This window comes from Syntrophorhabdaceae bacterium, assembly GCA_028713955.1.
In the GTDB taxonomy this organism is placed as follows: Bacteria; Desulfobacterota; Syntrophorhabdia; order Syntrophorhabdales; family Syntrophorhabdaceae; genus UBA5609.
Map to the genome: position 1 here is coordinate 1 of JAQTNJ010000003.1, position 20,838 is coordinate 20,838.

General features: G+C 49.5%; 15 protein-coding genes. 9 read left to right on the plus strand and 6 right to left on the minus strand.

The genetic code is table 11. The features are described from left to right. The 3 genes from PHU49_00565 to PHU49_00575 form a co-directional block, all read left to right on the plus strand. On the plus strand, positions 1-1,064 hold a 1,064-nt coding region (locus tag PHU49_00565), incomplete at its 5' end, for a TRAP transporter large permease (protein MDD5242484.1). A gap of 52 nt (positions 1,065-1,116) precedes the next feature. Then, positions 1,117-3,183, plus strand: coding sequence for a molybdopterin-dependent oxidoreductase (locus tag PHU49_00570; GenBank protein MDD5242485.1), 2,067 nt, complete (start codon positions 1,117-1,119; stop codon positions 3,181-3,183). Positions 3,184-3,237: 54 nt separating this feature from the next. Next, a complete protein-coding gene (locus PHU49_00575; GenBank protein ID MDD5242486.1) occupies positions 3,238-3,600 on the plus strand; it encodes a PAS domain-containing protein in 363 nt (120 codons plus the stop codon). 608 nt (positions 3,601-4,208) lie between these two features. On the opposite strand, the gene PHU49_00580 is transcribed toward PHU49_00575, so the two are convergent. The 6 genes from PHU49_00580 to PHU49_00605 all read right to left on the minus strand — a co-directional run bounded on the left by PHU49_00580 (position 4,209) and on the right by PHU49_00605 (position 12,092). Then, entirely contained in the window at positions 4,209-6,158 is a 1,950-nt protein-coding gene (locus PHU49_00580; GenBank protein ID MDD5242487.1) for a heterodisulfide reductase-related iron-sulfur binding cluster, read from the minus strand. Between the two features lie 93 nt (positions 6,159-6,251). After that, positions 6,252-7,088, minus strand: coding sequence for a hypothetical protein (locus tag PHU49_00585; GenBank protein MDD5242488.1), 837 nt, complete (start codon positions 7,086-7,088; stop codon positions 6,252-6,254). After that, positions 7,085-8,062, minus strand: a complete 978-nt coding sequence (locus PHU49_00590; GenBank protein ID MDD5242489.1) for an electron transfer flavoprotein subunit alpha/FixB family protein — start codon at positions 8,060-8,062, stop codon at positions 7,085-7,087. The genes PHU49_00585 and PHU49_00590 overlap by 4 nt, the downstream gene beginning before the upstream one ends. Before the next feature lie 69 nt (positions 8,063-8,131). Further along, complete coding sequence (locus PHU49_00595) at positions 8,132-10,147, minus strand: FAD-dependent oxidoreductase (protein ID MDD5242490.1); 2,016 nt, start codon at positions 10,145-10,147, stop codon at positions 8,132-8,134. Positions 10,148-10,381: 234 nt separating this feature from the next. Next, positions 10,382-10,978, minus strand: a complete 597-nt coding sequence (locus tag PHU49_00600) for a TetR family transcriptional regulator (protein ID MDD5242491.1) — start codon at positions 10,976-10,978, stop codon at positions 10,382-10,384. Between the two features lie 136 nt (positions 10,979-11,114). Continuing rightward, entirely contained in the window at positions 11,115-12,092 is a 978-nt protein-coding gene (locus tag PHU49_00605; protein ID MDD5242492.1) for an MBL fold metallo-hydrolase, read from the minus strand. A gap of 315 nt (positions 12,093-12,407) precedes the next feature. Between PHU49_00605 and PHU49_00610 the strand changes: the two genes are divergently transcribed. Genes PHU49_00610 through PHU49_00635 form a run of 6 tightly spaced genes read left to right on the plus strand, consistent with a single transcriptional unit; the run spans position 12,408 to position 20,808 of the window. After that, positions 12,408-14,432, plus strand: coding sequence for a hydantoinase/oxoprolinase family protein (locus PHU49_00610; protein MDD5242493.1), 2,025 nt, complete (start codon positions 12,408-12,410; stop codon positions 14,430-14,432). A gap of 2 nt (positions 14,433-14,434) precedes the next feature. After that, positions 14,435-14,818, plus strand: a complete 384-nt coding sequence (locus tag PHU49_00615) for an acetone carboxylase subunit gamma (protein MDD5242494.1) — start codon at positions 14,435-14,437, stop codon at positions 14,816-14,818. Between the two features lie 8 nt (positions 14,819-14,826). Continuing rightward, a complete protein-coding gene (locus PHU49_00620; protein ID MDD5242495.1) occupies positions 14,827-16,986 on the plus strand; it encodes a hydantoinase/oxoprolinase family protein in 2,160 nt (719 codons plus the stop codon). A gap of 9 nt (positions 16,987-16,995) precedes the next feature. After that, positions 16,996-19,038, plus strand: coding sequence for a hydantoinase B/oxoprolinase family protein (locus PHU49_00625; GenBank protein MDD5242496.1), 2,043 nt, complete (start codon positions 16,996-16,998; stop codon positions 19,036-19,038). 40 nt (positions 19,039-19,078) lie between these two features. Further along, positions 19,079-19,207: a hypothetical protein gene (locus PHU49_00630; protein MDD5242497.1), complete on the plus strand. Its 129-nt coding sequence runs from the start codon at positions 19,079-19,081 to the stop codon at positions 19,205-19,207. Then, positions 19,204-20,808: an AMP-binding protein gene (locus PHU49_00635; GenBank protein MDD5242498.1), complete on the plus strand. Its 1,605-nt coding sequence runs from the start codon at positions 19,204-19,206 to the stop codon at positions 20,806-20,808. Before PHU49_00630 ends, PHU49_00635 begins: the two co-directional genes overlap by 4 nt. Positions 20,809-20,838: the final 30 nt, after the last annotated feature.

Here is a 20,838-nt window from a genome sequence, read left to right on the forward strand (position 1 = left end):
CAAAAGACCTCTATGATACCGGGTACAAATGGTTTGGCCGTTTACCAGGTGGGCTTGCCATTTCCACTGTATTTGCCTGTGCGGGTTTTGCAGCCTGCACGGGTTCGAGTGTGGGGATGGTGGCAGCTATGTCAAAGATTGCCCTCCCGGAGATGGACCGTTATGGGTACAGGAGGGATTTAAGCCTTGGTTCAATAGCCGGTGCGGGGACTTTGGGTATACTCATACCGCCCAGCATCATCGCTGTTATCTATGCGATTATCACTGAAGTTTCGGTAGGGAAGGTGCTCATTGCCGGCTTTATTCCAGGCATACTGAACGCCCTTGGATTTGTTATCATGATATTATTGAGGACATCAATAAACCCGAGTCTTGGGCCGAGGGCACACGGAATAACATGGAAGGATTCTTTTCGTTCTTTGAAGGGGATTTGGGGCACAGTAGTGCTTTTTGGTACCTTTATGGGCGTGATCTATACGGGTATTACCACACCTACCGAGGCGGGTGCGATAGGTTGTCTTTGTGCAATGTTCCTCGCCCTTGTGACAGGAAACTTTAATTGGCCAAATATCAAGTCTGCCCTCTTTGATACTATAAAAACAGGAACAATGATTTTAACTATAGCTATCGGTGCGCAGATTTTTACCCTCTTTCTCACAAGGGCAGGGTTCGCAGACCGTTTTGTCGGCCTGGCACTTAATCTGGATGTTTCAGCTACAACCATGGTGATTCTTTTCTTACTCATGTACATACCCCTGGGGATGTTCTTTGAGCCAATGAGTATGCTTCTTCTTACCCTGCCGATTACTTACCCGGTGTTAGAGAAAATGGGTGTTGATGGGGTATGGTATGGCATACTTGTCATTATTATGGTCGAACTTAGTCTGATTACACCACCGGTCGGACTGAATGTGTATGTGTTGAAGGCGGCTGTTCCTGAGATTGATCTCATGCTGATTTTCCGAAGCGTTTTCTGGTTCGCTATAGTGGAACTCCTGCTTATTGCATTGTTAATAGCATTTCCCGACCTTGTGCTCTTCGTACCTCGTCTGATGGCACGATAAAAGGCATTTGATTGCCAATCCTTTGATGTTGAGAAATGAAGGAGGACTAAAAATGGTGCAAACCAGTAAAGCAGACGTTGTAAAAAAAACAATGTGCGGGATGTGTTCAAAATCCTGTGGTATTGATGTCTATTTGAGAAATGGAAAGATTGTCGATGTAAGAGGCATGAAAGAACATCTTACGACCCACGGTGTGGTGTGCGCGAAAGCAAGGTTTGCCGGGGAGCTGGAAGTTAGCAAAGATCGTCTGACGACCCCTCTTTTGAGACAGGGTAATACGTGGAAAAAGATCTCATGGGCCGAAGCGCTTGACACTGCCGCAAAAAAACTTAGTGATATCAAATCTAACTGGGGGCCTGAGGCCCTTGCTGTCTACCTGGGAAACTCTGTGGGGTTGCGTGATGCGAAACGTTTTGCCATGAGGTTCTGCGATGTCTATGGCACGCCGAACTATTCCTCCGTAGATTCCCTCTGCCACTGGTCAAGAGCTATGGCTACAGATTATACCGTTGGCGGCTATCCGGTTCCCGATGAGGCCAATTCAAAATGTATTATGGTATGGGGGACAAACCCATTCGATTCCAGTGTGCCTGAGTATAATGATATTATTACCGCAATGAAGAAAGGCACCAAGCTGATCGTGGTTGACCCTCGTTGCATTCCCTTGGCAAGAAAGGCGGATGTCTATGTGCCCATAAGGCCTCAGACAGACTGTGCGTTAGCCCTCGGGATGATAGGGATCATCATCGATGAGAATCTCTATGATAAAGAGTTCGTTGATCAATGGACGATAGGGTTTGAACAGCTTAAAGAACGGGTAAAGGATTATCCCCCTGAAAAAGTTGCTCAAATCTGCGGGGTGTCAGTGGATGTGATCTATAATGCAGCGAGGACCTATGCTCAGAACCGGCCTGCGTGTATCCCACAGCATATTGCAATAGATCACGGCATCAATGGGTTTCAAACAATACGCGCCATTTATACCCTTGCGTCTATAACGGGGAATATCGACGTAACCGGCGGCGACAAACTGCCGCCGTTATACAAAACGAACAATACAAGGGCCATACAAGAGATGAGCCCTAAAACTATTGGAATCGAAAAATACCCCGCGTTTGTCAAGTTCACTAACCAGGCCCAGGGCATGGAATTTGCGAACACTCTGCTCTCCGGCAAACCATACCCGATCAAGGCCATGATACTGAACGGCTCCAACCCGTTACTTACATGGCCAGAAACTGCCAAAACAGAAGAAGCGCTCCAGAAGCTCGATTTTCTTGTGGTAGTGGACCTCTTTATGACCAAAGCTGCAAAAATGGCCGATCTTGTGTTTCCTGCATCGACCTTTATGGAACGGACGGAATTATGCGATTATGGATACGTTCAGGGAATTCCAATACTTGCCATGAGAAATAAGATCTTTGAGCCGCTTCCTGACACCTATCCGGACTGGAAATTCTGGTTGGAGCTGGCGAAGGCAATGGGCTACAAAGAGCATTTTCCCTGGGAGGACAATGAAGAGATGATCGACTTTGTTCTCCAACCTTCAGGTATTACCGTAGCTCAATTAAAAGAAAATCCCGCCGGTATATTTTATGCGCAGAATACAACACAACGCTACCTTGACCAGGGGTTCAATACCCCCTCCGGCAAAGTCGAACTTTACTCTGAGCGGCTCGCACAGTATGGTTATGATCCATTGCCAGACCATAAAGAACCCTTGGAGAGCCCCTTGAGCAATCCTGAATTGTCTAAGGCATATCCTCTCTGCCTTCTTACCGGCGTCAGAATTGTATACTACTGGCAGTCTTCCTTTCGAAGTCTGCCGGGACCGGCAAAGCTTTACCCGGAACCTCTCGTAGAGATGAATGACGGTACGGCACAAAGACTGGGTATAAAAGAAGGTGATGAGGTCAACGTTGAAACACTGAGAGGATCAATTATGATTAAAGCCACAATCAACAAGCATATCCGCCCCGATGTAGTTTCCATACCGCTGGGGTGGGAAAAGTCAAATGTGAATACGTTGACCAGCTACGAAGGAAGGGACCCGATTACGGGGTACCCTGCCTTTAAATCACTTCTTTGCAGGATAAGCAAGGTAAAAGCAGAGGGATAAAGGAGGGCCTCTACCCGGGCCGCTCTCAGGGTAGTCTTCTGAACGGGGGATATTATGGTATACGAGGGATCCGACACATTTGATGTCAACGCGATGACAAAGGATTTTCTTGATCAACTTCCTGTAGCGTTGACCGTTTTTGATGCTGACGATCGTATTGTGTACTACAATGCCTATGCGGGTGAGCTTCTGAACAGAAAACCGGAGTATATCGGCCGGGATGTCCATCTCTGCCATACGACACCGGATAGCAAGGCCCGCCTTGCCGAGATACTGGACGACATCAAAAGCGGCAGGTCAAAGCAGATCCGATATGAGGCGAATCCATACGGCACGCCCTTAATAGTAACCGTGGCGCCCCTTACGATTGACGGCCGCTTTGCCGGTTACGTGCAAGCAGTCGTGAAAAAACCTTGAAACTTTCTTGATCAGAAGTCATAATTCCGTGGAGCAGCCTACTGATAAAACTGGTGGAGCTGAAGGGGATCGAACCCTCGACCTCTTGACTGCCAGATACCAAAATAACCCACTTCAGGTGTTGCCGATTTCTCCCTTTTCGTTATGGATGCTTACATTTTTAATGGCTCTTTGAGGTGAGGTGTTGTGCATGGTTTCCGATTGCCATGTTTACTATACGAAAACTAGACAGCGGAAAGATGAAAGAGCGTAAACGATTGGTACCTTCCTGCAATCCCCAGATGTTAATTTTTTGCAATAGTGTATATTTTTATTGGCAATCACTTGCATATGTGGGATGTCAATAGATATGAAAGATGAGGATATGACAAAAAGCCAGCTTGTCAGTGAGTTGGCGGCAATGCGCAAGAAGATTGCCAAACTGGAATGACCTGCCCCCGCATTATCGTACCTTACCTTTGGTGTCCACTAAAAGCATCTTACCTCATATATGACATGCGGATCAAGACGATGGAGGAAGAGGGGACCGCGCACCTGACCCCTGAAATGGAAGAGATGTTCTGAAAGACGATGGGGAAGGATATAAAGAAGGCGTAATCGTTTGTACGTCAGTGAAGAAATTGTTGAACAACCTCTGCGATATCCCTGACCTTTATAAGATGGCCTTTGCCTTCGATCTGGAGCGCCTCCTCAAACATCAATAGACAGAAAGGACAGGAAGTGGCAACGATCTTTGGATCCAAAGCAAGGGCCTCCTGGAGTCTCATGACACTGATCCTTGAGCCGGACTCTTGTTCTTTCCACATGTGACCTCCTCCTGCTCCGCAACAAAAAGTCTTTACGTGATGTCTGGGAAACTCCAGGGGTCTTCCGAAAACCTCAGTCAGGACCTTTCTTGGCTGTTCATAGATGCCCTGATACCTCCCCAGATAACAGGGATCATGATAGATGATGTCTTCCAAAGGACGGGGCTCCTGTAACCGAACCCGGCCCTGTTCGAGAAGTTCAGAAATTAACTCGCTGTGATGGCGAACCCTGAATGCTGATCCGAAATCACGGTATTCGTTGCTTAATGTATTAAGGCAATGAGGACAGTGTGTGAGGATAAAATCGAAGGTGAATTTTGACAAAATCTCAATGTTTTCGAAGGCGAGATGTTGGAATAAGCCCTCATCGCCGATCCTTCTGGGAAAATCTCCGCAACATTTTTCCTTAGTTCCGAGAATGGCATATCTCAGACCAGAGGCCTTCAGGACAGCTATAGTGGCGTTGGCTATCTGACGGGCGCGATCATCAAAGGCAGCCGCACAGCCGAGCCAGTATATGCAGTCGTACTTTTCTCCTTCCCTGGCTTGTTCCGCGTCGATATTTTTGCCCCTGAACGTCCATTTTGCACCCCATGGGTTGAAGTCCTGGGCAACTCTTCTGAGGACTGACCGATGTCCGTTATCAAAGATGCCTTCGTAGACTAAATTTCGTCTCATGGCGGTCACGCAATCCAACGGCCGGTTGAAAACCGGGCATACGTCTACACATGCGCCACAGGTTGTACATGAAAGAAGCGTTTCCATGTCAGGCAGCAGGGGCTGTTCGCCCGAGGGGAACCGGAGCAACTTCGTGTTCGTATCGAGGATGATCTGTTTTGGAGACAACGACTTGCCTGAGAGGTATGCAGGACAGCTATCCTGACAGCGCCCGCAGTGGGCACAGGCGAACCCGTACATGAGCTGACTCCAGGTGAAATCCTCTGTCTTTGCCGTGCCGAACCGTTCTTCCCTTGAGAAGTCGACAGGCTCAATCCTGCCGGTGGGGCTGAAAGATTTGAAGAAGATATTAATAGGACTAAAAAAAGGATGTTTGTGATGAGAATGTGGCGCATAGACGATGAAGGCAAGCAGAATGAGATACTGGACCCACCAGACTATCCTGAGAAGCATAGAAAGGGTCTGCGCGCTTAGAGAAAACTCCGAAAAAACGTCGGCAAGAAACCCTGTGAGAGGGGTACGAAAATCTGCTATTCCAAGTTTGATGCGCAAGGCCTCTCCGGAGAAGTAGCAGATAAGGAGCAAAAATATGCCGCAGGCAACTGCCAGAAAGACCCCTGTATCAAAATTGGGACCAAGCCTTTTTGGCTTTAATATGGCTCGGCGGAAAACAGCCGCCAGAATGGATATGAACAGCAGGATGCCGGACACCTCGGATAGCCACAGCATCACCCGGGAGAATTGAGTGTCCCTGACGGCCTCTCCGATACCGAGACCATCTCCGATAAACAGGTGAAATATAAAGATAACGGCGAGGACAAGGGTCCCCCAGAATATGAAGAAGTGGCCGACCCCCGCAAGGTCATTGCGAGAGGTGTTTTTGAGACAAGACCATTGTGCCGCCACATACAGTATCAATCCTTTGAACCTGGTCAGCAGTTGGGTTGTCGGCGGTCCGCCCCTGCCCTTTTTCAGCAAGCGGAAGAAAGAGGCATATCTCCATCCGGCCATGCCCAGGGCGATCAGGAATAACAACCAGAAGACAAGCCGTTCCGTCAGGTCCATTTCGATCATATATTCATCCTTCGTTTGTCGGTAAAGCGTTTACCTCTTTGCTTGATGCTGCCTCGTCCCGACTATGGACATGCCGGGAACTATAGAGAATGCCTACGCAAGGGCATCCTTGATCTCGCTCAGAATCTTTTTTGCCGCCTCGCCTGCACCCCCGTGGTATATCTCCTTTTTCCTGCCCAGATCTCCGCGCATCATCTTGAGCCTTTGCTGCATGGACATGGCCGATACGTCCAGTCCTACCTTGACCCTTGGGCGGGAAGGAGCGAGACGTAACGTCTTCAGCAGCGGAACTGCAGAACGCTGGTCGACCTCTGCCTCTATGTATTCCACGTCTTTCCCAAGGCCTATTCTGTATGATTTGCTGAAAGGAGCCACATACCTTGGTTCGTTTATACCGTCCTCCAGCCCCAGGACGGCCGGGAGACTAATCCGGTAAGTAACCCGTCTGCCCATCTGGATCTTCTTGTGGACGGTCAGTTTGTTCCCTTGTTCAAGTTTGAGTCCGATTACGCCCGTGATGCACGGGATACCGAGGATGCCGGCCAGGGCAAACCCTATGAGCTCACTTGCGTAATCACTGCTTCGGGTGCCACATAGCACCAGGTCAAATCCGATCTTTTCTATGACTTGTCCCATCGCCTCCGCGACGGTCCACGCATCGACTTCCCCGAATTGCTCCTGCCATACCCGGATGGCACGATCGGCCCCCTGAAGCAGGAATTGCCGGAGCACCTCAATGCCGTTGTCGGGAGAGACGCTCAGGGCAGTGACGTTACAGGTTCCATTCTCTTTGAGCCTGAGGGCTTCCTCAAGGACTTGCCATGCTATCGGGTCGGAATCCAGATAGATATTGCACAATCTATCGTTCGCCAGGTCGTATTCTACCAATTCTGAATCAATGACAGGCGCGAGGCAGGCTATTACTCTCATGCTTTATCCTTCTCTTTTTCGATAAGATCGATTAATTGCGGAATAACCTCATAAAGATCCGCAAGGATGCCCAGCTTCACGTGCTGGAAAATGGATGCGTCCTTAGATATATCCACGGCGATGATCCTTTTTGCCCCCTTGATCCCCATCACATGCTGTGGGGCTCCGGAGATACCAATCGCGATATACAGATCGGAAGACAGCCACTTCCCCGTAGTCCCGATAAGCCTTTGCGGGGGAATCATCCCGGCGAAAACCGCGATCCTCGTGCCTCCTACCACGGCCTTCAAGAGCCGTGCAAGTTTATGAACAGTATCCATGTAATCAGGCTTGACCCCTTTGCCCACGCCTATGACAATCCTGGCTTCTGCGAGGTCCAGCTCCGCGGGATCGACCTCCCATTCCCTGATAAATTCTAATCTCGGGACTGTCATGTTGACATGCTCTGTGATTATTTCCGGCTTAACGGCCTGTTTTGTTCTGACGTCTTCGAGCGCCGAAAGATTTATCGTTGCAAGGCGGGGCGGAGGGGTGTCCCACGCCATGATCACATCAGCCTTGCCGCCACAGATAGGTTTTCGAGCCACGGGTCCATCGGCCTCTATCTCTAAGTCGGTGCAGTTTGTAATCAGACCCCTATGGAGGGAGACGGCAACACGAGCCCCGATTTCAGCCCCCAGCGGCGTATGGGCGAAAAGAAGAAACTCGGGATGTTTCGCGTCCGCATACCTGGCAATGGAATGGGCAATAATCTCAGCGGTAAGCGCCTCCTTAGCTTTGAATAGATAGAGCCTTTTCAATCCGGACATATGCAGAGATTCAACATTTTCCGGGTCGTCAATGCCAAAGAGGATGCCGCATGGGTCCAGACCAAAAGTCCTGGCGGTCCTGCTTGCTTCGGCTGCTGCTTTAAAGGCCGTATCGGCGAGATGCCCTTTTTCCACCTCTAAAAAAGACCAGACTTCTCCTGTCATAAAGATGTTGCTCCAGACCGGTTTTGTAAGGGACCGGCGTATTGTCGCCGATCCCTTATGTTTGCCAAATTAGAGCTCCCTGCCGAGTTTATAGCCATCGTGAGTGGCGTTCATGATCCAGCGGGGGGCCCTTGCATCGCCTATCAGGTGGCATTCAACGCCGCGGTTCTCGAACAACTCCTGCAGCGCGGTATTAGAGTACTTCATCGTAGCAAGAACAATGGTGTTTGCCTTGATATCGAACTCTCTGCCGGAGTGGATGTTGTAGCAGTCAGCCCCGGAGTCAGTGATCTCCTTTACCCAGGAATATGGCATGATCTTTACGCCTAAGAGATCGAGCTGTCCCATGGCAAAGTGTTCATCGAGCCATATATGGAGATTCGGAGAAAGGTGCGACCATCTGGTCAGGACTTCCACGGTCTTTCCCTGTTCCGCCAGCATCTCTGCCAACCCCGGAGTGATCCGGTCTGCGAGTTCATCGACGATAAGCACTGTCTGGCCAATTTGAGCCTGGCCTAAAAGGACATCTTCGTAGGTAAATACATTTTTCCGGTCCCAGCCGGGGATCGGCTCCGTAGTAACGGCGCCTCTGCCATCCCTGGCGGGTCTGGAGCCCGAGGCGAGAACCACTATATCGGGTTTTTCTTTTGAAAGGATATCGTCAATGTTTTCTGCAGTGATTTCCGCGTTAAATTTGACTTTCACATCAAATTTTTGCATCTGCCGGTCGAGATAGTCGAGAAAGGTTTGGGGTAAATTATGATTGAGAATTTTCTTGATCAGCCGTGCCTGTCCTCCGACTTCATCATTTTTTTCGTACACAAGGACATTATGCCCCCTCTGGGCTGCCGTTACAGCACACTGCATACCAGCCGGACCGGCACCTACGATGAGCACATTCCTGCGGTGCGAGGCCTTCTGGAATGTCCAGCTGCCCCAGCGCATCTCTTCACCTGCCGCGGGATTCACCGTACACCGTATGCCATTGGTTGTAGCGCGGTTAAAGGATCTTGCCACACAACCCTGGTTGCAGTAAATGCAGGGAGCGATATCCTCTTCCTTGCCTTCGAGGGCCTTTCGCGGGAAGTGAGGATCTGCTATCAGGGTCCTGGCGAGATAGACATAGTCACATTTGCCCTCCGCAATCATCCGGTCAGCAAGACCTGGATCGTTGATCTTTGCCGAAACAGAGACGGGAACTTTTACTGCTGCTTTTACTTTTCTTGAAAACTCACCTGCCCAACCTGGTTCCAGATTCGCACAGAATGGGCTACATTCGAACGCAATAGATTTGTATGTGGCCATAACGGTGCCAAGCCAATCAATGTAGCCTGCCGCTTCAAGCATTCTTGCCATCTCGATACCATCCTCAAGAGTTAGTCCCCCTGGCTCGAGCTCCATGACATTCATTCTGGCGCCTATGGGGAAATCTCTCCCAACAGCATCTCTTACCTTCGCAAACACTTCCATTGCAAATCGAACCCTGTTTTCAACAGAACCACCGTACTCATCCGTTCTTTTGTTACTCAGAGGTGAAAAGAAAGCACTGCCGAGCTTGTCGTGGGCACACATAATTTCGACGGCATCGACCCCGGCCTTTACACATCTCTCTGCAGCCCGTGCGAACTTATCCTGGATCTCCCATATTTCTTTCTTTGTTAGTTCTTTCGATATCTGGTTCGGCACTTCAATTGCTGGAATTTGTGATGGTGCAACAGGGACCTCGTCCACCTGAACATGACAGAGGCTGTGTATTCCGGGATGGCTGATCTGGACCATGAACTTGGAATCGTGCTTATGGCATACTTCAGTGAGTTCCTTCAACCCGGGGATGATATCGTCCGTCCATAATGCAAAATTGTTTGCAGGGAAATAGTCAGCCTTCTCGTCCACGCTTGAGGTAACGAGACCGACGAGGGCTGCACCGCCGCAAGCCTTCTCCTCGTAATAGGCCTTTGCCCGGTCAGTGACCATAAAGGTTACCGGATCGGCGACTTGAGATCCACTGGGTGCGCTCACAATCCGGTTTTTGAGAATGAGCGATCCCAACTTGATTGGTGTAAAAAGGTGTTTATACTCTGCCATAGCCCGAACCCTCCTTAATTTTTTTAATGTAAGCCTCTCAGGGACAGTAACCGCTTACCCATAAGCAGGTAATTTTAATTACCAATTGCGGCTTATCAGGCTTAAGCCCTTACTGTTCCTTGCTCTAATGATAAAAATATATTGAACGACCGATAAATTGTCAAGAAAAAAATATCGATCGATCGATACATAACCCGGTTAAAGAGTTATATCCCATACCGGTTTAAGAAGGCGTTATGTTTTTTCCCGGCAGAATGGAGCGAGAACCCCATGCATTATAAAAGTAACTATTTCCTCTGTGATTTGATCTACACTCAGAGGCCCTCCCGGTCGAAACCACAGGAGGTACCAGTTGATGACGCCCAGGATGTTGAGGGCAAGCACCGTCATGCTGCTGTACCGGACGCGTCCTGTTGCCTGGATCCGTTGGAGTTCCGTACGGTACAGGTCCAGGATCTGACGCTGAATCTGATTATTTATCTTAGTTGCTTCAGATGGTATATGCTCTTCATCGGTGAAGAATATCCGTGCCTCTTTTACAGTTCCGGTACATTGACGAAGATGGGTTCTTATCAGAAGCTCAAGACGTTCCAGCGGATCCATGTCGAGCACCGCAACCTCCTGGAGGCTATTGATGAGCCGCGCCCCGGCCTCACTGAGGATAGTAGTGAAGAGCGCCTCTTTGCTCCCAAAATAGTGGTAAATGCTAGAGATGCTCATGCCCATGACGCATGCGATGTCACGGATGGACGTCCCTTTGTAGCCGCTGGCGGAAAAGAGCTCAATGGCAATGGAAATAAGCTTTTCGCGGGTGTCGAGATTGTTACTCATTAATTTTACCTTGAACGTCTAAACAGAGTATGAACATAACAATAAATCCTCAGCGTAGTCAATATAGCAACTCTTAGATACATTATCAACGGGGCCTTGCAGCGCTGCGGGGTAGGACAGATAAGGGGATGCAGTATCACTGCCGGTCCATGAGGCGGAATGAAAGCTCGTGCCCGGTTTCGTGACGCTCCACAAGTCCTTCGTCTTCAAAGGTCTCCAGGTATCCGATTACTTCAGAAAGGGCCAGCAAAAGCTGGTCAGGAGGTAATCCTGGAAAAAGGCGCAGGATTATCTGAAAAGGCGTGGTGGCGCCGGTCGAAAGGATATGCCGGATCTGTTTTTTCCTGCGGGTCATGAAACGAAGAAGCTCTGTAATTCGTTCAGAAGGCCTGTATATGGGTTCCCCATGGCCCGGGAAGGCGGCTTTAAGCTTCATGCCCCTCACATTTTCCAGGGAGCGGGCATAGCTGGTCACGCTGCGGTAGCCACGGGGGACGACCCAGGGGCGCTGCAAGAGGGGGTTTGAAGATATGTCCTTTAGGAGAAAGTCCCCGGTGAATGCTATTTTTCTGTCCGGTTCCCAGAAAAGCATACAGTAAGGAGTATGCCCGGGAACGTGAACTGCCCTCAGGTTCATTGACGACAGCCGGAATTCGTCCCCGTTTTTCAGAAGTCTGGTAGGTACTACCCTGCATGCGAACCCTTTGAGCCAATTGAAAAATCGGGTGGTTTGTCCCAGGAGTTCCTCCGGGATCCCTGATTTTCTGAGCAGTGATTCGAAGAAGCGATTTGTATCAAGAAAGTCCTCTTCGTATTCTTCCAGGGCTTGTGCCGCGGCCTCGTGTATCCATATTTCAACCCCTCCCTTCTCGGCAATGTCCCGTGCTGAACCAAAATGATCGATGTGCGGGTGAGTGATAATGATCCGCCTGATCTCTGCAAGAGAGGAGCCGACTGCATTCAGTCCTTTTTCTAACTTTTCCATGAAGTAGTCACCCATGGGTGGTACGTCGAGCAGGGTGGGAACCGGTTCAGGGAAGAAGTAGCTATTGACGCTTGCCACCGGAAACGGCAAGGGTATCTTCAGCTGATGTACTCCATAATTTGTCTTCATTCGTTCACCGACTTTTCTTAACTTACAGCCTCTAACGTGTCAAGGATTTTCACCCTTTGGCCTGCTTCGGTGTCCGGGTGAGCCCGTTGAAAGGAACGTAAATACTGAGAAATTAACGTCAATAATTTTTTAAAAAATTTGTTTGACAAGAAATAGACTTTCTTGTATTCTTAATTGAGCGATCGACCAATTATATGGCATAAAGGATTATTTGGTAGTATTCTATGAGCGATATACTTATTGGAAATATTGAGCAATTAGTCAATCAAAGGGGTTTTGGAAGCAAAAAAAACATGGTGATCATGGGAGGAGGAAATGAGTTACACAATTGACATTGACACCGGCGGAACCTTCACAGATGGTTTTTTCGTTAATGGCACTCGCGTTGAAACGGTGAAGGTACCAACAACACACCATGACCTCACGGTCTGTTTTCTCGAATGCATCAAAGCAGGGGCCGGTCAGTTTGGGGTCTCCCTGGAGGATATGTTGACGGACACGGAAGTAATACGTTTTTCCTCCACAATCGGGACAAACACGCTGATTGAGAGAAATGGAACAAAAATCGGACTTATGGTGAGCAGGGGAGAAGAAAAGGAACTCCAGGTTGTAAACGAAGAAGAGGAGTCTCCCCTCGTATATTCGGAGATGGTCAGGACCCTGGGGGGTCAGATAGGAAAAAACGGAGAAGAGGTTGAAGCATTGAAAAGAGAAGAGGTGCTGAGAGCGGGTCAGGAACTGCTCGACCTCGGTGCGCGTTGTCTCGTTGTCTCCCTCAAGAACTCCGTCTTTAACCCTGTGCATGAACGACAGGTCCGTACCTGGCTCAAAGGGGAGTATCCAAGGGACTATCTTGGATCGGTACCTGTTTTTCTATCCTCTGATACCACGAATCTGCCGGGTGATCAGGAAAGGATAAATACTGCGGTTGTCAACGCCTACATACACGCAAGACTCGTAAAGTTCCTTTACAAGGCCGGTGAGGACCTGAGAAAGAGGTTTTTTACCAGGCCCCTGCTTATCGTTCATGCAACAGGCGGGGTTGCAAGGGTGGCAAACACAAAAGCGATCAACACCTATAATTCCGGACCTGCTGCCGGCTTAATGGGTGTGATGTCGCTCGGAAAACTTTACGAAACAAAGCATTTAGTCTCAGGGGACATGGGCGGGACTTCCTTTGATATCGGCGTAGTGAGAAACGGTCAGCCAAACTTCACGCTGCGGCCAAACGTCGAAGGTCTGGATCTCAGTGTCCCGATGGTTGCTATACGACCCATTGGGGCAGGCGGCGGCTCAATCGCCACCGTACGAAAGGGTGAACTCCAGGTGGGCCCGCAATCTGCCGGTGCCCTTCCCGGACCTGCTTGCTTCAATCTGGGCGGCACCCAGGCAACTGTCACAGATGCCGATGTAGCGCTTGGATACATTGATCCCGGCTATTACCTGGGGGGCAAGATGCAGCTGGATGGTTCTAAGGCTACTGAAGTAATAGAGGCGAAGGTGGCTTCCCAGTTGAGATGTGAGACCCTTGAGGCGGCCCTTGTTATAAGAGACAAGGTGGATTTCAATATGGGTATCGCGTTAAAAGAGGTCATCGAAGCAACGGGATCCAGTTTCAAGCCTGCCCTGATCATATACGGCGGCGCAGGTTCTGCTCACTGTTGCGGGCTCGCAAAATATGCTGGCATCAAGAAGATCATAGCCCCTTTGTACGCTTCGGTCTTCTCAGCATGTTCCCTGTCCAGTATGGATATCTGGCATATCTATTCCCGGCGCTTAGGTATGTGGCTCAAGAAAGATGGTCGCATGGTGATTGATCAGGACCGAGCAGAAAGCCTGGTTAGATCAATGTATGACGAGGCCTCGAGAGATATGCGGGGCGAGGGCTTCAGGGAAGATCAGGTACTGAACCACGTGGAGTTTTTCCTGAGCAGGGGCGGCGACGTGCCCGAGGGCCGCGTGATCGTTAACGGCAAAGACTGGTCAGGAGTACTCGATAACGCGCTCAAGAAGCAGACCCCGAAACTCTATGAGGGTCCTGACATCTATGGACCCCTGGTATTTATGCATGCTACTGCGCAGATCCCTCATTATGAGACCAGCCGGTTCGACATGGCCGGTACAGAATCCTCAAAGGCTCTCATTGGAGCACGACCGGTATGCTGGGAGAAGGGAGCAGGCATGGTTGAAACATCCATATACAATAGGTCAAAACTGTTGCCCGGCAACCTGGTCGAAGGTCCGGCTATCGTTGAAGCGCTCGATACAACCTATGTGGTCCGTAAGGGCTGGACATATAGAGTGGATGAGTATCTCAACGGGATATTTGAGGAGGTGTAATTATGAAGATACGGATCACTGAAGCGCTTGATCTGGATCTGGAAGCAGAAAAATGGTGTTGCAATCGCTGCGGCAAAGAGTTGATTTTCGCACGGGAGAATTACAAGAAAGGGTGTTTAGTGAGGGAGCGGATGCCTGTGGAGGTGCACAATCCTCTCGTTGAGAACTCACCTTTTTCCTTTGCACCGGACCCTGAATGGTGCCGAATAATCGAATTCTATTGCCCGCAATGCGGCCTTATGATTGATAATGAATACTTACCGCCAGGACATCCGGTTACCCATGACATAGAGCTTGACATCGATGGCATGAAACGGCGGTATGGAATTAACACTAAAACCAAAACAAAAACCAAAACCAAAACAAAAACAATGGGGACTATGTAGGAGGAGACATGGGTTACACAGTCGATGTAGATATTGGCGGGACATTTACCGATTTTTGTGGTGCGCAATATGGGGGTCAGATCACGATGACAAAAACTCCGACAACTCATTATGATCTGTCGGTGGGGTTTCTAAGAGGCCTGAAGGAGCTTGCCAGGAGCTTCAACACACCGCTCAAGAGATTTCTGTCCGAATGCGATGCCATCCACTATTGCACGACGCTGGGCACCAATGCACTCATCGAGCGAACGGGGCCCAAACTTGGAATTATAACAACGGCCGGATTCGAAGATACCGTTGCAATCGGACGCGCCCGTTCCTGGGCCGATGGTGTATCGGGAATGGAAAATAAAGACCTCGCGCGAATCATGAAACCGACCCCGTTGGTTCCAAGAGACATGATCGTTGGAGTGCATGAGCGAATAGACTCGTCTGGAAATGTGGTGTTGCCTATCAGGAAGGACGATGTCCTCGAGAAACTTCAGTACCTGGTCGAGAAAGGAGCTATGGGTTATATTATCTGCCTGATATCATCCTACTATAATCCCGGCCACGAGATGATGGTCAAGGAGATTATCGAGGATGAGTATCCTGAGGACTACCTCGGCAGCATGCCGGTTTTTCTTTCTCATAACATATCGCCAAAGATGGGCGAGTACACCAGGTTCACCTCTGCTGTCGTGAATGCATACATACACAGCGTCATGGCAGAGGAACTATCCCGCCTTATCTGGGAGTTAAAAGACAATGGATATGCCCGCCCATTGATACTGGTCCAGAATGTGGGCGGAATGAAGAAGGTAACCCGGACGAGAGCTATCCTTACTTACAACGCCGGTCCTGTTTCAGGCCTTTACGGAAGTCGTTATCTCGGCGACCTTTATGGAATGAAGAATATCATTTTTACGGATATGGGAGGGACATCCTACGATATCGGAATTGTTTCCGATGGTCAGATCCGAACATACGACTTTATTCCGGTCATCGACAGATGGCGTACGAATATCCCTGCCATAGAGGTGAAGTCGATAGGAGCGGGTGGCGGCTCCATCGCATGGATAAACAGGCTGTTCGGTAACAGACTTGAGGTTGGGCCTCAATCGGCGGGATCAATGCCTGGTCCTGCTTGTTACGATCAGGGGGGCACGGAACCGACGGTAACAGACGCTGATCTGGTGTTAGGTTATCTGAATCCGGATAACTACCTGGGCGGTAAAATGAAGCTCAAGAGGAGCCTTGCCGAAAAGGCTATCCGGGAAAAGATTGCCGAACCTCTCGGCATTGACTTAATGGAGGCTGCAGTACGTATTCGCCGGATCATAGATGCGAAGATGGGACAGGAAGTCTTCAATGAGGTTGTTTTAAAGGGCTACGATCCGAGAGAGTTTGTCGTTTTTGCCTGTGGTGGGGCAGGACCCTCACACGCACTTGATATCGCACCATACATGGAGGTGAAAAAGGTTGTGGTGTCACCCTTCTCGCCTGTTTTCGGGGCCTTCGGCGCTTCAACGATAGATATCATGCAGGTCTTCGACCGGTCGCGGATGATAAAGCTCTTTCAATATGCTACTCAAGCCTATACGGAAGAATATGAAACCTTCAACGGCATTGTGAAGGAACTGACGGATCTGGCACTCAGAGACCTCCAGATGGAAGGATATCAACCGGAGGATGTAAAGTTCACGCTCGAATTAGAGATGCGCTACGGAATGCAGTACAACTTCACCAAGGTTGAGTCACCCCACCTGGAACTTCATTCGCCTCAGGATGTTATGGATATCTGTAGATGTTTTGAGAAAACCTATGCCCAGATTTACACTCCGGAGGCTGCGTTTCCACAGGGCGGCATCAATATTGAGAATTTTTTCCTCAAGGCCTCGGTACCAAGCAAACACGTTGAGCTGATGACCCATGAACTGTCCGGCGAAACACCAGGTCCGGATGCCCTCAAGGGGACCAGGTCGGTCTATTTTGTGAATGCAGGTAAGTCCCTCGATACCAAAATATACGCCTTTGAGACGCTTCAGCCTGGAAACGTGATCTTCGGTCCCGCGGTCATAGAAGCCGAAGATACTACCTGTGTAATTAATCCGGGATGGCGGTTTGTCATGGACAAGTACCGCCAGTGTCTGCTTGAGCAGGTTGAACATAAAACCGCAGAATTATAAGGAGGGGACATGAGCAATATCACTTACGGAAGAGACTTTGAGGTGGTTCAAAGACTGAAACCGGAGCCGATCACCCCTGAGGAGGCGCGGGCCATGGAAAATCTGGACCCAACGGATTTTGAAATCTTTAACCACAAAATGAATATGATAGGATTAGAGGGCAAGGAAACGACCCAGAAACTTGGGGCGAGCGCGGGTATGCGTTGGGGTGATGTGGCGTTTGGTATCTACACGGCTCAGGGGGATCTCGCAATCTGCGCTACCGGTATCTGGTTTCACGCAGCCCTGGGTCAGATCCCTATCAAATATATAGTAAAGCATTGGGCCGGGGATCCATCGGTGGGGGTAAAGGAAGGCGATTCCTTTTTCTTCAACGATCCCTTCTATTGCGGCGTCCATGGAGCGGATATGGGGCTTGCTGTTCCCGTGTTTTATAAAGATAAACTCATATGTTTTACCGGGGCGGTTGTACATTCTGGCGAAAACGGTGCCACGGAACCCGGTGGTAATCCATCTACATCAAGGTCGAGATACGATGAAGGTTTTCTCATCCCGCCTCTGAAGATTGGCGAAGGTTATGCGCTTAAAGAAGACATAATGACTATGTTGACAAACTTTGTACGGGATCCCAGAACCCTTGTTCTTGATATCAAGGCACGCCTCGCGGCATGCAGAATCGCACAGAGAAGGATTCTCGATGTGGTTGAGAAAAAGGGTGTTGATTTCTTTCTCGGAGGACTAAGGAAGGTCATGGTTGAGACGGCCAAGGCAGCCAGAAGGAAGGTAATGGAATTACCTGACGGGACATTCCGGCACCCCGTTTTCATGGACACGGTCGGACCTGAATCCAGTCTCATAAAAATGAATGTTGAAGTAGAAAAGAAAGGCGATACCCTTAAGCTCAATTTGAAGGATACGTCACCAATGATCCCCGACCGACCCATGAACACATATTTCCAGGGTATTATCGGTCTGACCATGGTATATCTTTGCGGCTGGTTTTTTTATAATCTTCCGGCAAACAATGCGCTTCTTGAAGTGCTGGAGTGGGAATTCCCACCTGATGCATTGGTAAATGCATCAGGTGATATACCAACAGCCAATGCCCCTTTCCCGCAGGTTGCTTTCTGCCAGTCCATGTTTCATATCGGCGCAAAATTGACATATAACTACGACCCATTGCGGGCCGTGGCACCATGGTATCATGGCTTCGGTTTTGGTGTATATGGCGGGTTTAACCAGTGGGGTGAGCCTTTTGCCGATATAACAGGAGAGATGAATGCAACCGGCAGCGGCGCAAGGCCCGACGCTGACGGTTTAGATGTGTCCGGTTCTTTCTTTGCCATCATGAGTGATTGCAGCGACGTAGAGACCACCGAAGCGGACAAACCCTTCGTGTATCTTTTCCGGAATTTCTTTCAAAATCACGGTCCAGGCAAGTACCGGGGCGGCAATGGCACGGGGTACGGTATATTTGTCCATAAAGTGCCGTGGATAGGGATAGGGACACTCGGATACGGGTCAAAATTCCCTGCCACTGTGGGTATATTCGGAGGCTATGCAGCATCGACCAGTTCAGTCCAGTTTCTGAGGAGTTCAAACATGAAAGAGCTTCAGGCTACGAACAGCGAGGCGATTCCTTCGAACATGCTTGAGCTGTATACCACCAAACCGCTTGAAGGGCAGAGAAATATGACCCAGATAACTACTCCTGTGGGTCCAATGATGGAAGGAGATGCGGTGTTTATAGCCGCTGGAGGAGGCGCGGGTTATGGAGATGTGCTGGAAAGGGAGCCCGCGCTTGTTATAGAAGACCTGAGACTTTCGCTCATTACACAGTGGCAGGCGAAAAACGTATACAGGGTAGTGTACGATGAAAAGACACTGCGTGTTGACGAGAAAGCAACAAGAGAACTGAGAGAGGCCGAGAAAAGGGAGCGGCTTACCAAAGGAGTTCCATACAAAGACTTCGAGAAAGAGTGGCTTGCGAAAAGACCTCCTCAGGATATCCTCAAATATTATGGTGCTTATCCAAACCCCTCGAAGGCATAGGCATTAGAACGACAAGGCTGATGGCGGCAAAGACGATATTATGGTTAGCGAGGAAGTATACGAAGGACCGTGCAACACAATGCAGGCAAAAAGGAAAGACAATGCACCCTGCGTTACAAGGGGGAATTTTATGAAAGACTATAACAGATGGGAGGAGGAACGGGCATGAATGATGGCGGGAGTGATCAGAGTAGAGAGCGAGTCATTCACGTATTTTTGGAACGTCAGACAGAAAAATATGGTGACCGTACTTTTTTCTACTTTGGCGAAAAGGAGTTTAGTTACAGAATATTCAACGAAAGCGCAAACCGGGTTGCCTCAGGTCTCCAGGGGCTGGGGATTGTAAAAGGTGATAAGGTGGCGATCATGATGGATAACAGCCCCGAGTATCTCTTTACCTGGTTCGGCATATCCAAGGCAGGAGCCATTGAAGTACCGCTCAATACTGCCCACAAAGGCGATATCCTTACCTACATGCTGGACCAGTCGGACACCAGAACCCTTGTGCTGGACAGCAAGTATCTGGATCGCTTGGAACGTGTGCTTCCCAATCTTCCGAAGCTGAGGGACATCGTTGTCCTGGACAACCAGGGAAGCGGAATGCCGAAACTCGATAGACCAATTTTTAGCTGGAACAGTTTGATCGATAATTCGGGTGATTACCGACACGTGGATGTACGGTGGTCGGATCCCTTCACCATTATGTACACGTCAGGAACGACCGGGCCCTCAAAGGGATCGCTGATGCCGCATAATTATGGGATTTATATGGGGGAGGTAATCTGTGAGATTGCCGATTACAACGAAAAAGACTGCCTGTATAATGCCCTGCCTCTCTTTCATGGCAATGCCCAGTTGTTGTCAGCATTCCCTGCATTGATGAGCGGCGCCCGCATGGTACTGAAGGAGCGTTTTTCTGCCGGCGCATTCTGGAGCGATATAAAAAAATACGGTTGTACTGAATTCAATTACATAGGCGGTATACTCCCTATTCTGTACAAAGCGGATCCGGGGCCTGATGACGCCGACAATCCCCTGAGGATAATGGTAGGGGCCGGGGCGCCCATGGATATCTTTAACGCTATCGAGAAGAGATTCGGGTTGACTCTCCTGGAAGGTTACGGTATGAGCGAGACCGGCATACCGCTGATGAATACACTGAAGGAGCGTATTCCCGGAACATGCGGGAAGCCGAGACCGGACTATGTCGTGAAGCTTGTGGATGATAACAATAACGAAGTGGGGCCGAACGTTCCGGGAGAGCTCTTGCTGCGTCCACAGAAGCCGTACTGTATTTTTCTGGAATACTATAAGATGCCGGAGAAAACAGCCGAAGCCTGTGCGGACCTCTGGTTCCATACAGGCGATTATCTCTATTATGACGATAGCGGCTATTTTCACTTCATAGATCGCAAGAAGGATGCGCTGAGACGGAGGGGAGAGAACATATCATCCTACGAAGTGGAAAAGGTTATTAATTCTCATCCTGCTGTGCTGGAATCTGCGGCAATAGCGGCAAAGTCGGATCTGGGAGAAGATGAGGTGATGGTGGTTCTTACAATAAAGCCGGGCCAAAGCCTGAAGCCTGAAGAACTTCTGGCCTATTGTGAGGAGAGGATGGCATATTTCATGGTGCCTCGATACCTCCGTTTTATGGCTGAGATGCCTAAAACGCCAACGCAGCGCGTACAGAAAAACATCCTGAGAGAACAAGGGATTACAGCGGAAACGTGGGATCGTGAAAAGGCTGGTTACAAGGTGAAGAGATGAAGCCCGGCGTAGATCGGAGGTAAAGGGGGT